16 protein-coding genes are annotated in these 14,149 nt (G+C 73.2%); 11 read left to right on the top strand and 5 right to left on the bottom strand.

The window, feature by feature from the left end; genetic code table 11:
* Positions 1 to 132 precede the first annotated feature (132 nt).
* From FGW31_RS31735 to FGW31_RS31710, 6 genes are all read left to right on the top strand, one after another.
* A complete protein-coding gene (locus FGW31_RS31735) occupies positions 133 to 690 on the top strand; it encodes a winged helix-turn-helix domain-containing protein (RefSeq protein WP_142196989.1) in 558 nt (185 codons plus the stop codon).
* Positions 691 to 702: 12 nt separating this feature from the next.
* Positions 703 to 1,935, top strand: coding sequence for an acyl-CoA dehydrogenase family protein (locus FGW31_RS31730; RefSeq protein WP_142196988.1), 1,233 nt, complete (start codon positions 703 to 705; stop codon positions 1,933 to 1,935).
* A gap of 68 nt (positions 1,936 to 2,003) precedes the next feature.
* On the top strand, positions 2,004 to 2,462 hold the full coding sequence (locus tag FGW31_RS31725; RefSeq protein ID WP_142196987.1) for an RrF2 family transcriptional regulator: 459 nt from the start codon (positions 2,004 to 2,006) through the stop codon (positions 2,460 to 2,462).
* Between the two features lie 411 nt (positions 2,463 to 2,873).
* A complete protein-coding gene (locus tag FGW31_RS31720; protein WP_142196986.1) occupies positions 2,874 to 3,977 on the top strand; it encodes an aliphatic sulfonate ABC transporter substrate-binding protein in 1,104 nt (367 codons plus the stop codon).
* A gap of 43 nt (positions 3,978 to 4,020) precedes the next feature.
* Positions 4,021 to 4,827, top strand: coding sequence for an ABC transporter ATP-binding protein (locus tag FGW31_RS31715; RefSeq protein WP_142196985.1), 807 nt, complete (start codon positions 4,021 to 4,023; stop codon positions 4,825 to 4,827).
* On the top strand, positions 4,814 to 5,752 hold the full coding sequence (locus FGW31_RS31710) for an ABC transporter permease (protein WP_142196984.1): 939 nt from the start codon (positions 4,814 to 4,816) through the stop codon (positions 5,750 to 5,752). Before FGW31_RS31715 ends, FGW31_RS31710 begins: the two co-directional genes overlap by 14 nt.
* A gap of 74 nt (positions 5,753 to 5,826) precedes the next feature.
* Here the strand turns inward: FGW31_RS31710 and aztD are convergent, their stop codons facing one another.
* The 4 genes from aztD to aztB are packed head-to-tail and all read right to left on the bottom strand — an operon-like array spanning position 5,827 to position 10,133.
* Positions 5,827 to 7,029 carry a zinc metallochaperone AztD gene (gene aztD, locus FGW31_RS31705; protein WP_142196983.1) on the bottom strand — a complete coding sequence of 401 codons (1,203 nt, stop codon included), beginning with the start codon at positions 7,027 to 7,029 and terminating at the stop codon, positions 5,827 to 5,829.
* Positions 7,030 to 7,056: 27 nt separating this feature from the next.
* Positions 7,057 to 8,016, bottom strand: coding sequence for a zinc ABC transporter substrate-binding protein AztC (gene aztC / locus FGW31_RS31700; RefSeq protein WP_142196982.1), 960 nt, complete (start codon positions 8,014 to 8,016; stop codon positions 7,057 to 7,059).
* On the bottom strand, positions 8,013 to 9,245 hold the full coding sequence (locus FGW31_RS31695; RefSeq protein ID WP_182675063.1) for a hypothetical protein: 1,233 nt from the start codon (positions 9,243 to 9,245) through the stop codon (positions 8,013 to 8,015). Before FGW31_RS31695 ends, aztC begins: the two co-directional genes overlap by 4 nt.
* Positions 9,246 to 9,278: 33 nt before the next feature.
* Complete coding sequence (gene aztB / locus FGW31_RS31690) at positions 9,279 to 10,133, bottom strand: zinc ABC transporter permease AztB (RefSeq protein ID WP_142196981.1); 855 nt, start codon at positions 10,131 to 10,133, stop codon at positions 9,279 to 9,281.
* A gap of 14 nt (positions 10,134 to 10,147) precedes the next feature.
* On the opposite strand from aztB, the gene aztA reads away from it, so the two are divergent.
* From aztA to FGW31_RS31670, 4 genes are all read left to right on the top strand, one after another.
* Positions 10,148 to 10,891 (top strand): zinc ABC transporter ATP-binding protein AztA, encoded by a 744-nt coding sequence (aztA, locus tag FGW31_RS31685; protein ID WP_142196980.1) that lies wholly within the window; start codon positions 10,148 to 10,150, stop codon positions 10,889 to 10,891.
* A 231-nt stretch (positions 10,892 to 11,122) separates the two neighbouring features.
* Positions 11,123 to 11,293, top strand: a complete 171-nt coding sequence (gene rpmF, locus FGW31_RS31680) for a 50S ribosomal protein L32 (RefSeq protein WP_142196979.1) — start codon at positions 11,123 to 11,125, stop codon at positions 11,291 to 11,293.
* 5 nt (positions 11,294 to 11,298) lie between these two features.
* Entirely contained in the window at positions 11,299 to 12,468 is a 1,170-nt protein-coding gene (locus FGW31_RS31675; protein ID WP_142196978.1) for a GTP-binding protein, read from the top strand.
* 44 nt (positions 12,469 to 12,512) lie between these two features.
* Positions 12,513 to 12,974 (top strand): Fur family transcriptional regulator, encoded by a 462-nt coding sequence (locus FGW31_RS31670; protein WP_142196977.1) that lies wholly within the window; start codon positions 12,513 to 12,515, stop codon positions 12,972 to 12,974.
* 147 nt (positions 12,975 to 13,121) lie between these two features.
* Here FGW31_RS31670 and FGW31_RS31665 read toward each other — a convergent pair whose 3' ends face one another.
* The gene (locus FGW31_RS31665) at positions 13,122 to 13,424 is read right to left on the bottom strand and encodes a hypothetical protein (protein ID WP_142196976.1); all 303 of its coding nucleotides are present in this window, start codon (positions 13,422 to 13,424) and stop codon (positions 13,122 to 13,124) included.
* Between the two features lie 150 nt (positions 13,425 to 13,574).
* Here FGW31_RS31665 and FGW31_RS31660 point away from each other — a divergent pair, with 150 nt between their 5' ends.
* Entirely contained in the window at positions 13,575 to 14,135 is a 561-nt protein-coding gene (locus FGW31_RS31660; RefSeq protein ID WP_233288741.1) for a GNAT family N-acetyltransferase, read from the top strand.
* Positions 14,136 to 14,149: the final 14 nt, after the last annotated feature.

The following is a 14,149-nucleotide window of genomic DNA, read 5'->3' as shown; positions in this document are numbered from 1 at the left end:
GCCGCCTGCTGTCGCGCCTGAGGCACGCGGTCACACCTCCGCATCCGCCGCTCCGCCCCCGCACCTCCCGGTCGTCGGGCGCGCCCGCGCCTGCTTCCCGACGGCCCGACACGCTTCCGAGGGACATACGTCATGACCACGGCACTCTCCTCCCACTCCGCCCCGCACGATCCGCCGCCCGCCGAGTCGCGCCACCTCCGCCTGGTGGGCGACGGCACGCCGGACGGCACCGGCCCGGCCGCCTCCGCGCCGCTCGTCGGCTATCTGCTCCTCGTCCCCGAGGGCACCGACGTCACCGAACTGTTCGTCAAGGACCGGCCCCGTCCGCAGATCAGGCCGGTCCACCCCACGCCCCCCGCACCGGCCCCCGCCCGGCCCGCCGGGGACGACGTCGTACGGATCGATCCCACGCGTCACGTCGCCGAGCTGGACGGGCGCGAACTCGACCTCACCTACCTGGAGTTCGAGCTGCTCGCCCATCTCGTCAGCCATCCCCACCAGGTGCACTCGCGCGACCGGCTGGTGACCGCGGTCTGGGGCTACGACCACATCGGCGACGGCCGCACCGTGGACGTCCACATCGCCCGCCTGCGCCGCAAGCTGGGCCGGGCGCACCGGCAGCGGATCGTCACCGTGCGGCGGGTGGGCTACAAGTACGTGCCCGACACCGCGGCCTGCCACCGACCTTGAGGAGACCCCGCCATGGGCGTTGCCACCGCGCCGTCCGGTCCCGCCCCGCCGTCCGAACCGACAGGGCCCGGACGCGCGCACTGGCTGCGCGTGGCCCGCGACGTGGCGGACGACCTGGCCACCGACGCGGTGGCGCGGGAACAGGCGGGCAAGGTCCCCTCGGACGAGGTGGCCCGGCTGCGCGAGGCCGGACTGCTGACGCTCCTGGCACCGGCCGGTGTCGGGGGCGGCGGCGCCGACTGGCCGACGGCCTGTGCCGTGGTGCGCGAGATCGGCGCGGCCGACGGCGCGATCGGCCAACTGCTCGGCTCCCACTACTTCCTGTCGTGGAGCGCCGGTTTCCTCGCCGAACCGGCGCTCGCCGCGGGCGTGGTGCGGCGCTCCGCGGCGGAACAGTGGTACTGGGGCGGCGGTTTCACCGGCGGTGAACCGCTGCTGACGCTCACCGGGACGGCCGGCGGCCTGGTGCTCGACGGCCGGCAGAGCTACCCCACCGGGGTGCTGGTCGCCGACCGGATCGCCGTGCGGGCGGTCCGGGCCGGGACCGGCGAGACCGTCGGCGTCGTCGTGGACCCGGCCCGTCCCGGCATACGGATCGACGACGACACCGACACCTTCGGCCAGCGGCTCGCGGCGGGCGGCAGCGTGGAGTTCGACGCGGTCACGGTCACCGACGACGACGTGCTCGGCACCCTGCCGTCGGACGAGGACGCGCAGTCGCCCCGCACCGCCCTGGCGTCCCCGGCCGGCCGTCTGGTCTCCGTCCACCTGCTGCTCGGCATGGCCGAGGGCGTGCTCGCCGAGGCCCGCGAGTACAGCAGGGCCGGCCACGCGCCCCGGCACCTCGCCTGGCCGGCCGGCACACCGCACGACCCCCAGCTCCTGACCTCCTACGGCGAACTCACCCTCCTCACCCGTGCCGCGTCGGCCCTCACCGGCCAGGCGCTGGACGCGCTGCGGGGCGGGCTGCGGCGCGGCGAGGTCCTCACCCACGACGAGTACGCGGAGATCTCCGTCCTCGTCGCCCTGGCGGAGGCCGCCGCGTCCAGGGCGGCGCAGGAGTCCACCACCCGCGCGCTCGACATCGTCGGCCCCCGCTCCGCCGCCGCGCCGCTGGGCCTGGACCGCTTCTGGCGCAACGCTCGCACCCACACCCTGTACGAACCCGTCACCCACCGGCTCCGCGACGTCGGCGACTACTTCCTCAACGGCACACACCCTCCGTTCGGCCCCTCGCCGTCCTGACGCCGCGACCGCCTCCCCGGCGGCCGCCCGCTGCGGTGCCGTCCGCCCGGTTACGGGATAATGGGCACATGCGGATCTCAGCCAGGGCGGACTACGCGGTACGTGCCGCGCTGCAACTCGCCGCGTCAGGGGACGACGAGCCACTCAAGGCCGAGGCCATCGCCGACGCCCAGGACATCCCGCACAAGTTCCTCGAGAGCATCCTGAACGACATGCGCCGGGGCGGTCTCGTTCTCAGCCAGCGCGGCGGGAACGGCGGCTACCGGCTGGCCCGGCCCGCCGACTCCATCAGCATCGCCGACGTCATCCGCGTCGTGGACGGACCGCTGGTCTCGGTGCGCGGCGTCCGCCCGCCGGAGCTGTCCTACAGCGGCCCCGCGGAGTCGCTGCTCCCGCTGTGGATCGCGCTGCGGTCCAACGTCCGCGAAATCCTCGACGGCGTGTCGCTCGCCGACGTCGCGTCCGCCCGGCTGCCCGCGGGCGTGTCCGCGCTGACCGAGACGCCGGACGCCTGGGTCAACCCCTGATCCCAGCACTCGGAACGGCATTGTCCGGCATGTGAACACCCCCTTGGGGTGCGGGCCCTCTTCTGCCACGATCCCTAGCATCCAGGTAGGAAAACTAGGGATACAAGGGGGGGACGGCCATGCGCGCGCTCGACCGCACGGTCCGGCCGGGGCCCCTGCTGACCTCGCGCCGCCACATCGACTACGGCCGCACCTCCACCGCCCTCTGTCGGCCCGTCTGAGATCCCACCGCCGCACCGCCCGCACGCCGCCGGCATCCGCCCGGCATCCCGGCACGGCAACCCTCCGCCCGCCCGACGGCCGACGACGGCCGGCGAGCGCAGCACCGGTGCGCGCCCACGGGCCGCACGGCTCACCTCCGTGGCCCCGACCGCCCCCTCCCCGATCGCCCCTCCCCGAGAGGACACCTCCGTGTCTGCCGCAAGACCGCTCGCCGCCCTGCGCACCCTCGCCGCCCTCGCGGCGCTCCCCCTGCTGCTCACCGCCTGCGGATACGGCTCCCAGGCCACCGACGACGAGCGGCCCGCGGCCGCGGCGGGCGGCAAGAAGCTCTCCGCCGCCGAAGTGCGCATCGGCTACTTCCCCAACCTCACCCACGCCACCGCCCTGGTGGGCGTGCAGGAGGGCCTGTTCCAGAAGGAGCTCGGCGGCACCACCATCAAGACGTCCACGTTCAACGCCGGACCCTCCGAGATCGAGGCGCTGAACGCCGGGTCCATCGACATCGGCTGGATCGGCCCCTCCCCCGCCATCAACGGCTACACCAAGTCGGGCGGCAGGAACCTGCGCATCGTCGGCGGCTCCGCATCCGGCGGCGTGAAGCTCGTCGTCGACCCGGAGAAGATCAAGTCCCTGAAGGACGTCAAGGGCAAGAAGATCGCCACGCCTCAGCTCGGCAACACGCAGGACGTCGCGTTCCTCAACTGGATCGCCGACCAGGGCTGGAAGGTCGACGCGCAGAGCGGCAAGGGCGACGTCTCCGTCGTCCGCACCGACAACAAGGTCACCCCGGACGCCTACAGGTCCGGTTCCGTCGACGGCGCCTGGGTGCCGGAGCCGACCGCGTCCAAGCTGGTCGCCGAAGGCGCGAAGGTGCTGCTCGACGAGTCGACGCTGTGGCCCGACGACAAGTTCGTCATCACGAACATCATCGTGTCGCAGACGTTCCTCGAGGAGCACCCGGACGTGGTCGAGGCCGTGCTGCGCGGCTCGGTGCGGACCAACCGGTGGATCAACGCCAACCCGGAGCGGGCGAAGGCCTCCGCCAACACCGCGCTGAAGGAGCTGTCGGGCAAGGCGCTGCCCGCCGACGTCCTCGACCCGGCCTGGGCGTCCATCGCCTTCCTCGACGACCCGCTCGCCGCCACCCTCGACAGCCAGGCCGACCACGCGGTCAAGGCGGGCCTGCTGGAGCGGCCCGACCTGAAGGGCATCTACGACCTCGCACCCCTCAACAAGGTCCTGGAGGCCGAGGGCGAGAACCCGGTCGACGACGCCGGGCTCGGCACCTCCTAGCCGGCACGAGCAGCGCACACCGGACCCGACGAACTCCCAGGAGGTGACGACCGTGGCCACCACCATCACCCAGGCCACCGAGGACGCCACGGCGGTCACGTACGCCGCCCGTGTCGAGCACGTCTCGAAGTCCTTCCCCGCACCGGGCGCGCCCGGCGGACGACAACTCGTGCTGGACGACATCACCCTCGATGTCGCGCCCGGCGAGTTCGTCACCCTCCTGGGAGCCTCCGGGTGCGGCAAGTCCACCCTGCTCAACCTGGTCGCGGGGCTGGACCTGCCGTCGGCCGGCTCGATCCGCACCGACGGCCGGCCCGCCCTGATGTTCCAGGAGCACGCCCTGTTCCCGTGGCTGACCGCGGGCAGGAACATCGAACTCGCCCTGCGGCTGCGCGGGGTGGCCAGGCCGGACCGCCGGCCGGAGGCCGAACGGCTGCTGGAACTCGTACGGCTGAAGGGTGCGTACGGCAAGCGGGTGCACGAACTGTCGGGCGGAATGCGTCAGCGCGTCGCGCTGGCGCGGGCCCTGGCCCAGGACAGCCGGCTGCTGCTGATGGACGAGCCGTTCGCCGCGCTCGACGCCATCACCCGCGACGTGCTCCACGACGAACTGACCCGCGTCTGGCAGGAGACGGGACTGTCGGTGCTGTTCGTGACGCACAACGTGCGCGAGGCGGTCAAGCTCGCCCAGCGCGTCGTGCTGCTGTCGTCCCGGCCGGGACGGATCGCCCGGGAGTGGACGGTCGGCATCCCGCAGCCGCGCCGCATCGAGGACGGCGCGGTCGCCGAACTGTCCGCCGAGATCACCGAGGAACTGCGTGAGGAGATCCGCCGCCATGGCCGGCACTGACACCGACACCGACACCGCCTCCGGGCCCCCGAAGGACGCCTCCCCGGCGGCCGGGGAACCGCGCGACGAGCAGGCCCTGGCGGGTCTCGAGGCCGGGCTCGACGCGCTGGACGCGGTGCGGGTCCGCCGCACGCCGCTGCGCGAGACCCTGGTGCGCAAGGTGCTGCCGCCGGTCACCGCCGTCGCCCTGGTGCTGGTCGTCTGGCAGGTGCTGGTGTGGGCGGAGGTCGCCCCCGACTACAAGCTGCCCGCACCCTCCGCGGTGGCCGAGGAGGTGCGTGCCGCCTGGCTGCAGGGCACGCTGCTCGACTACATCTGGACCAGCGTCTCCCGCGGTCTGCTCGGCTTCCTGCTGGCACTCGCCATCGGCACACCGCTCGGCCTGCTCGTCGCGCGGATCGGATTCGTGCGGGCGGCCCTCGGCCCGATCCTGTCCGGACTGCAGTCCCTGCCGTCCGTGGCGTGGGTGCCGCCCGCCGTGATCTGGCTGGGCCTGAACGACTCGATGATGTACGCCGTGATCCTGCTCGGCGCGGTCCCCTCGATCGCGAACGGCCTGGTCGCGGGCATCGACCAGATCCCGCCGCTGTACCTGCGGGCCGGCCGGACGCTGGGGGCCACCGGGGTGCGCGGCGCCCGGTACATCGTGATGCCGGCCGCGCTGCCCGGCTATCTGGCGGGCCTGAAGCAGGGCTGGGCCTTTTCCTGGCGGTCGCTGATGGCCGCCGAGATCATCGCCTCCTCGCCCGATCTGGGCATCGGGCTCGGGCAGTTGCTGGAGAACGGGCGGAACAACTCGAGCATGTCCCAGGTGTTCCTGGCCATCTTCCTGATCCTGATCGTCGGCATCGCCGTCGACCTGCTGGTCTTCAGCCCACTGGAGCGGTGGGTGCTGCGCGGCCGGGGCCTGCTCGTCACCCGCTGAGCCCACGGACGCCGAGCCGAGGGACGGTGCACCCGGCCGCGCCGGACCGGCCGGGTGCACCGAGGGTCCGGTCGTCAGTGGCCCGCGACGACACCCGACAGTTCGTTGGTGCTCTTCGGGAGGGTCACGGACTTCAGCTTCTCACCGGACTCGATGTCGACGGCGTGCAGCATGCGCTTGCCCGGCTCGGAGACGTACGCGGTGTGGTCGCGGACGAACAGGGTGGGCCGGGGCTGCTGCCAGTCCAGGGGCTCCTGCCACTTCCCGACGACGGGGATCTTCTTCTCGATCGTGCCCGACTCGGGGTCGATGACGTGCAGGACGCCGTTGGTGCCGAGGACGAGCGCCTCGCCGTGCGGGCCGCGGCCGAGCGAGCGGAACGAGTAGCTGGTGCCCAGGTCGACCAGGCGCAGCTTCGCCGCCCCGGTGTCGATGAGGGAGATGCGCGTGGGCCGTTCCAACTCGGCCTCCGGGTCGGTCTTGTAGTCGCCGAGCAGGACCGGGGACTCCTCGCTGCCCGCCTGGTTGCCGATGCGGCCGTAGTCGTCGGGGGCGTCGACCTTGGTGAACTCGCCGTCCTTGTAGATGAGGACGCCGTCCTCGCAGCCGACGGCGACGGCCTCGCCCTTCGCCGCGGCCTCGCCGTGGACGCCGGGGCAGTTCTCGGCGCGCCCGATCTCCTTGTTGTCCTGGTCCAGGACGAGGGCGCCGGTGCGCTTCTCCTCGGTGCCCAGGGTGCTGAGGAGTTCGCCGTTGCTCAGTTCGATGGCGACGCCGTGGTGCGCCTCGGCGGAGGCGTAGGTGCGTCCCTTCGGCTTCGTGCCGCCGGCCAGGTCGTCGGGGTCGAAGACGTTGACCTCGCCGGTGCCGTCGGTGAACAGGATCGTCTTGCCGGCGTGGCGGACGACGTGGCCCGGCTTGGCGCCCGGGTACTCGACGCCGGTGAAGGCCTGCTCGGCGGCGTTCAGGATGCGGAACCCGGCGTCGGTGGAGACGACGACGTGCTCGTCGTCCCCGGCGGGGTTCACGCGGTTGAAGCCGGGCAGGTCGATGGTCCTGGCGACCTTCAGGCTCTCGCCGTCCAGGACGTACAGGCCGCCGTCGAAGGTGGCGACCAGGGGGTCCTTCACGGCGACGGCCTTGGCGGCGGGGGACTTCTCCGGCGCCTTCGCGTCGGACGGGGAGCTGTCTCCGCCGCCGCAGGCGGTCAGGACCGTGGCGACGGCCAGGGCGAGGGCCGTACCGGTGACGGCTCTGGTGCGGGTGGAGGTGTTCACTGGTGTTCCTCTTTCGTGGTCGGGGTTTCAGTCGCCGGTCAGGCCGTCGGTCATGGCCGTGGTGTTGGCGCGCATCATCTGCAGGTAGGTGGCGGCGCCCTTGCCCTGCTCGGTGAGGGACTCGGAGTAGAGCTCGACGACGCGCACCCGGCCGCCCAGCTCCTTGCGCAGGACCTCGGCCAGCCGCTTGGGCTGGGAGGAGTCCGCGAAGACGGTGCGCACGCCGGCGTCGCGCATGGCCTCGGTGAGCGAGCGCAGGTCGGAGGAGCTGGGCGAGGCAAGCGTCGTGCCGCTGGGGACGACCGCGCCGATCACGCGGAAGCCGAAGCGGTCGGCGAGGTAGCCGAAGACGTGGTGGTTGGTGACCAGGGCGCGCCGCTCCTCGGGGATGCGGTCGAAGGTCGTCTCCATCCACGTGGTGAGGTCGGCGAGTTGCCCGTCGTAGCGGTCGGCGTTGGCGCGGACGGTCTTCTCGTCGACGCCGGCGACGTGTTCGACGACCTGGTCGGCGATCAGTGCGGCGGCCTTGCGCACCCGGTCGGGGTCGGTCCAGAAGTGCGGGTCGGGCTGCCCGGCCCCGTCCTCGGGGCCGCCGTCGTCGTGCGCCCGGAAGGTGAGCGGGTCCACCGCCGCGCCGGCCTCGAAGGTGGCGACGCCGGACTCCCGGGCGGCCTCCACGTGCCGCAGCACGTTCTCCTCCAGGCCGAGCCCGTTGTGGACCACGAGGTCGGCCTGTTCGAGCTCGGCGGCCTGCACGGCCGACAGGCCGAAGGAGTGCGGGTCGGCGTTGGGTTTCATCAGCACGGTGACGTCGGCCTGGTCGCCGACGATCTCGCGGGTGATGTCGCCGAGGATGTTGGTCGTCACCACCACGCGGGCACGGTCGTCGCCGCCGGCGCAGGCGGTGGCGGTGCCGACGCAGGCGAAGGTGACGAGGGTGATCAGCAGGCGGCGCAGCCGCAGGGCGGTGCGCCCGGTCGTCGTCATCGTCCGGTCTCCACCATCAGGGCCGGTTCGATGTCCAGGTCGAAGGTGCGCGCGATGCGCAGGTCGTCGTTGTAGTCGATCTCGTACACGCGTCGCCCGTCGGGGTCGTTGAGGTAGGCGCGGCTGCGGTCGACCTCGATGACGGGGCCGGTTCCGTCCTGCGCGGTGGCGTGCGCGAGGAGCCGCTCGGTGCGGGTCAGGTGCTTGCCGGTGGCGATGTCGTAGCCGTGCAGGGATCCGTCGGTCTCCAGGACGAGCAGCGGTGAGCCCTCGCCCGCGGTGTTGGCGGCGACGACGGGCCCGGTGGGCACGCGCGTCCAGGTGCGGTCGGTGACGTCCAGGACCCACACGGCCCGGTCGCCGGCAGGCGCGGTGAGGGTGTCGCTGCCGGCCCGGTGGTGGAAGGCCGTGGCGCGTTCCTTCGCGGGCACGTCGCCGTCGTACGGGATGCGTTCGGCGGTGAACTCGCCGTCGTCCTCGCGGACGAGGAGGGCTCCGTCGGCGCAGCCGAGGACCACTCCGCGCCGGGTGACGGCGTCGCCGCGCGGGTCCTCGCACCGGGCGCCGGGGGTGGCGACGCGCTTGCCGTCGCGGTCGTACACCGTGAGTTCGGCGGGCCCCTTCCCGTCGTCCGTGAGGGCGAGGAGGTGCTCCGCGTACGGGACGACGGCCGCCGTGTGCGTTGCGGGCAGCGTGCTCGGGGAGCCGATCCGGCCCTTCTCCAGCTCGGTGCGGTCGTAGAGCGCGGTCCGGCCGTCCCCGTCCGTCACCGCGGTCACGGCGGCGTCGCTGCGGACCAGCGCGCCGGATCCGGCCGTCAGTTCACCGACGTCGCGTATCGCCGCGCGGTAGTAGTGCACGTGGTCGCCGTGGTCCACCATCCAGGCGCCGCCGTCGACGACGCGGGTGCCGTCGGCGGTGTGGAGGAAGCCGAACCGGCCGTCCGTGGTGAGGCCCGCGGTGTCCTTCGTCCCGGTCACCTTGTGCGTCGTGCCGGTGATGAGGTCCAGGACCCGGGTGTCCCCGCTGCCCGGGTCGTTGAGCAGCAGCCGGGACTGCTGCTCGGCGCTCTCCTTCGCGCCTTCGACGTACCCGTGCGGGGTGGTGGCGGAGGGGCTGCTCGCCGGTGCGGACGCGTCGTCGTCCTGGGCGGAGCAGCCGGTGACGAGCAGGGCGGCGGCCAGCAGCGCGGCCGGTGTGCGGGCGCCGGTGGCCCGGCGGGCGGGTATTCGGGCAGACAAGACGATCGCCTCGGATTTCGTTCAGTCGGTTGCCGCGGCGGGAGCGCCGCCGGGGCGCGCGCGGCGGTGGCGCAGTCCGGATGCCAGGTGGGAGAGGAAGAACAGGACCACGGCGAGGGCCGAGACCGTCGCGCCGGCGGCGGTGCCCAGGTGCCAGGACAGCAGCAGGCCGCCGAAGGTGGCGACGACGCCCAGCACCGCCGCGAGGACCATCACGCCCCGCACGCTGCGCGCCCAGGGCAGCGCGGCGGCGGGCGGCGCGATGAGCAGGCCCAGGACGAGCAGGGTGCCCACGATGTGGAAGGAGGCGACGATGGCCAGCGCGAGCAGGCCGAGCAGGACGGCGTGTGCGAGGCGGGGCCGCAGGCCGAGGGTGCCGGCCTTGCGCGGGTCGAACGCGAGGGCGAGGAAGGCCCGGTGGCCGAGGACCGAGACGGCGAGGGCCAGCACCAGCGCCCCGGCCAGCAGCACCAGGTCCTGTTCGCGGACGGCGAGGACGTCGCCGAAGAGGAAGCCGGTCAGGTCGACCGCGAAGGACTGCGAACGCGACACGATGATCACGCCCAGCGACAGCATTCCCACGAACAGCAGGCCGATGCCGGTGTCCTGGGACAGCCTCGGGGTCCGGCCGAGGGCGGTGACGCCCGCGGTCATGACGGCCGCGCTCAGCAGCGCCCCCACCAGCAGGTTGCCGCCGAACAGCGCGGCGAGCGCGACACCCGGCAGCAGTCCGTGGGACATGGCGTCGCCGAGGAAGGCCATCCCTCGGAGCACCACCCAGGTTCCGGCCAGGGCGCAGATCGCCGACACCAACATTCCGCCCCACAGGGCCCTTTGCACGAAGGTCACCTCGAAAGGGCCCGTCAACCACTCCATGCGAGCACACTACAATGAAAACCATGTTCAAAAAACCGCACCCCTCCCCCGCCCCCGCGGAGGACCGGACCGCCCGTGTCCGTTTCACCGGACTGTCCGCCGGCTATCCGGGCCGCCCGGTCCTGCGTCAACTCGACGCGGAAATACCGGCGTTGGCGGTCACCGCTCTCGTCGGCGCGAACGGAAGCGGGAAGTCCACCCTGCTCGGCGTGCTGGCCGGCGTGATCCGCCCCACAGCGGGCGAGGTCCACCACACCGGCGACCGGCCGCCCGCGTTCGCCCCGCAGCGCGGCGCCGTCGCAGACGCGCTGCCGCTGACGGTCCGGCAGGCGGTGGAGATGGGACGCTGGGGCGACCGCGGACCATGGCGCCGGCTGACCCGCCGGGACCACACGCTCGTGGAGACGGCCCTGGAGCGGCTGGGCATCGACCACCTCGCCGCACGTCAGCTCGGCGAGCTGTCGGGCGGACAGCGGCAGCGGGCACTGATCGCCCAGGGCCTCACCCAGCAGTCGGACCTGCTGCTCCTGGACGAGCCGACGACCGGACTCGACCCCGAGGCGCGCGAGCAGATCGCGGCCCTGCTGACGGAACTGGTGGCCGACGGCGTGACCGTCGTCCAGGCCACCCACGACCTGGAGGCGGCGCGCTCGGCGGACTCCTGCCTCCTGCTCCGCGACGGACGACTGGCCGGCCGGGGCCGTCCCGAACAGGTCATCACCACCGAGGCGCTCTCCCAGCTCTGGCAGCCCGCCTGAGGACGACCGGGCGGCCGGCCCGGGGGCCGGATCCGGTCACGACCCGCGCGCCAACGCCACGGCCCGCACCCGCCCGGCTACCGCAAATGAAAACCGTTGTCTTATGCTGGCCGGACGGACGCGAGGCCCGCACCCGTGCGGCACCCGGCCGCGTTCCCGCACGGGCTCTCCCGGCCCTCACCGGCCGTACGCCCCACCCCGACCGTTCACCCTTCCCGGAAGGAAACCGCCATGGCCGTACCCAAGCGCAAGATGTCCCGCAGCAACACCCGCCACCGCCGCGCGCAGTGGAAGGCGAACACACCGAACCTGGTCCCGGTCACCGTGGACGGCGTGACCCACCGCGTCCCGCAGCACCTCGTGCGCGCCTACCAGCGCGGCCTGCTGCGCCCCGAGGACTGACGCGGATGCTCTCCGAGCGGCTGCCCGTCACCGTGCTGTCGGGCTTCCTCGGCGCCGGCAAGACCACCCTGCTCAACCACGTCCTCGCCAACCGCGAAGGGCTGCGCGTCGCGGTGATCGTCAACGACATGAGCGAGGTCAACATCGACGCCGCCCTGGTGCGCGGGGGCGAGGCCGCCCTCTCCCGCACCGAGGAGCGCCTGGTGGAGATGACCAACGGCTGCATCTGCTGCACGCTGCGGGACGATCTGCTGGAGGAGGTCGAACGCCTGGCCCTGGAGGGCCGGTTCGACTACCTGCTCATCGAGTCCAGTGGCATCTCGGAGCCGATGCCGGTCGCCGCGACGTTCGCGTTCGCCCGCGACGACGGGGCCGTCCTCGGTGACGTGGCCCGCCTCGACACCATGGTCACCGTGGTCGACGCCGCGAACTTCCTCACCGAACTGGGCACCGGCGACGACCTCGCCGAACGCGGCCTGGCCCCGTACGAGGACGACGAACGGACCGTCAGCGACCTGCTGGTCGACCAGGTCGAGTTCGCCGACGTCCTGGTGCTCAACAAGCTGGACCTGGTCGGCGACGCCGAGGCCGACCGGCTGCGCGGAGTGCTCACCCGTCTGAACCCGGCGGCCCGTCTGGTCCCGGCGGTGCGGGGCCGCGTCCCGGCACGGGACGTCCTGGCCACCGGACGGTTCGACCTGGAACGCGCGCAGCAGGCGCCGGGCTGGGTGCGGGAGCTGAACGGCGACCACGTCCCGGAGACCGAGGAGTACGGCATCTCCTCGCTGGTGTTCCGCTCCCCCGCCGCGTTCCATCCCGGGCGGCTGTGGGACTTCGTCACCGGGGAGCTGGACAGCGGGCGGCACGGACGGGTGCTGCGCTCCAAGGGGTTCTTCACGCTGGCCGGACGCGCGGGAGTGACGGGCCTGTGGTCGCAGGCCGGTTCCGTCGGCCGGTTCGAGCCGTCCGGCGTGCGGGACACCGACGCGCCGCACGCCCAGGAACTCGTGTTCATCGGTGTCGGACTGCGCGCGGCGAGCCTGCGCGAGGCCCTGTCGCGCTGCCTGATGGCCGACGGCGAGCCGGTCCCGGCCGACGATCCCTTCCCCGCCTGGGACACCGGTGAGGCCTGCGACCTCGAGCACGACCACCGGAGCCCGGCACCAGTCCCCTGAGGGCTGTCCCCATGACGGTCCACCGGGCGACAGGAGGCACACTCATGCACGAGAGGACCCGGGCCGAGTGGCGCGCGACCCGGCAACGGGCCGCCGTCCTGCGGGCCCTGCACCTCCACGACACCTTCGTCTCGGCCCAGTCGCTGCACGCCGCGCTGGCGGCGGACGGCGTGACGGTGGGCCTGACCACCGTCTACCGCACCCTGCGCCTGCTGGCGGCCTCCGGCCACGTCGACGTGGTGCGGGACAGTGCCGGTGAACGTCTGTACCGGCCCAGGCCGGACGACGGTCACCGGCACTACGCCGTCTGCCGGGAATGCGGCCTCAGCCTGGCGGTCGACTCGGACGAGGTCGAGCGGTGGGTGGCGAGGATCGCGCGGGACATCGGGTTCCACGCGGTCGACCACACCGTCGAACTGACGGGCCTGTGCGAACGGTGCCGACCGCCGATGTCCCGCCCGGCGGCCGGTCCACCCGCACGCCGCCGCACTCCCTCCGCGGGATGATCCCGGTCCACGCCCCGTGGTGCGCGCGGCCACCGCGGGCCGCGGTGGCCCGGCGCCTCCGGTGACGCGTGGGAGCGGACGGCACCGCGCCCGCCGGGTTCGTCACGGCGGGCGCGGGGTGCGGAGGCGACGGCGGGGCCGCGTGGGTCAGTGGTCGTCCCAGTGGTCCTCGTGGGCGGCATGCCGATGGCCGTCGTGCACGTAGTCGACATGGTCGCCATGGGGCACGGCCACATGTCCGCAGCCCTCCTGGTGGCGGTGGTCATGGCCCGCGTGCGGCGCGTGACCGTCGGTGGTGCACTCGTCCACGTGACCGTCGTGAGCACGGTGGATGTGGCCGTCGTGCACGTAGTCGACATGGTCGCCGTGAGGGACGGCCACATGTCCGCAGCCTTCGTGGTGCTGGTGGTCGTGCCCCTCATGGGTACGGTGCTCGGTGGCGGACGTCATGGCGTACTCCCGGTGCGGTGGGGACGGGCGGCCGCCCGTCCGACGGCCACTGCCGCGTTACCGATTCACCGTAGAACGGGGCCCGTTCCCGCGCACGCGGAGCGCGGTCCGCGGCGACCGTCCGGCCGCGCGGATGGCAAGCTGCCGGACGTGACCACGCATGAGACAGTGCACGCGCCCGCCATCACGCAGCTCACCCGGACCGAGGACGCCACCGCCGCGATCCGCCGGGAGCTGACCGACTGCTGGGCCGGCGTCATCAACGCCGGCGGGGCCGTCGTCCCGATGGACTGCCCGCTGCCCCCGGTGACCCCGGCGACGCTCGAACCGGCGATGGAACGGATCGCGGCGCAGCTCTCCCCGCAGCGCCTCAGACTCCTGCGGGCGACCGTGGGCGGCTCGCTCGCGGGCTGGCTGCTGCTGCGCCGCGAACAGCACCCGCTCGTGGCGCACTGCGGTGTGGTGAACCACGTGCAGACCCATGTGGGCTTCCGGGGTCTGGGCGTCGGCACCGCGCTGATGCGGCGGGCCGCGCGAATCGCGCGGGAGGAGATGGGCCTGGAGCGGCTGCAGCTGACCGCGCGGGACGGCCTGGGCCTGGACGCCTTCTACCGCAGGGCCGGCTGGAGAGAGGTCGGCAGGTGGCCCGGCGCGCTGCGGGTGGCGCCCGGGGACGACCGCGACGAGATCCTCATGAGCCTGGAGCTGTAGCCGGCCCGCCCGCC

The sequence above is a fragment of the Streptomyces calvus genome (assembly GCF_006782915.1).
Taxonomy (GTDB): Bacteria; Actinomycetota; Actinomycetes; order Streptomycetales; family Streptomycetaceae; genus Streptomyces; species Streptomyces calvus.
This window is presented reverse-complemented; position numbering and strand designations above follow the sequence as displayed.

Bases quoted from the DNA above. Each gene is read 5' to 3' on its own strand.
- FGW31_RS31735 (WP_142196989.1), top strand. From the start codon at position 133: ATGACCACGGCACTCTCCTCCCACTCCGCCCCGCACGATCCGCCGCCC.
- FGW31_RS31730 (WP_142196988.1), top strand. From the start codon at position 703: ATGGGCGTTGCCACCGCGCCGTCCGGTCCCGCCCCGCCGTCCGAACCG.
- FGW31_RS31725 (WP_142196987.1), top strand. From the start codon at position 2,004: ATGCGGATCTCAGCCAGGGCGGACTACGCGGTACGTGCCGCGCTGCAA.
- FGW31_RS31710 (WP_142196984.1), top strand. From the start codon at position 4,814: ATGGCCGGCACTGACACCGACACCGACACCGCCTCCGGGCCCCCGAAG.
- aztC (WP_142196982.1), bottom strand. From the start codon at position 8,016: ATGACGACGACCGGGCGCACCGCCCTGCGGCTGCGCCGCCTGCTGATC.
- aztB (WP_142196981.1), bottom strand. From the start codon at position 10,133: ATGGAGTGGTTGACGGGCCCTTTCGAGGTGACCTTCGTGCAAAGGGCC.
- aztA (WP_142196980.1), top strand. From the start codon at position 10,148: ATGAAAACCATGTTCAAAAAACCGCACCCCTCCCCCGCCCCCGCGGAG.
- rpmF (WP_142196979.1), top strand. From the start codon at position 11,123: ATGGCCGTACCCAAGCGCAAGATGTCCCGCAGCAACACCCGCCACCGC.
- FGW31_RS31675 (WP_142196978.1), top strand. From the start codon at position 11,299: ATGCTCTCCGAGCGGCTGCCCGTCACCGTGCTGTCGGGCTTCCTCGGC.
- FGW31_RS31670 (WP_142196977.1), top strand. From the start codon at position 12,513: ATGCACGAGAGGACCCGGGCCGAGTGGCGCGCGACCCGGCAACGGGCC.
- FGW31_RS31665 (WP_142196976.1), bottom strand. From the start codon at position 13,424: ATGACGTCCGCCACCGAGCACCGTACCCATGAGGGGCACGACCACCAG.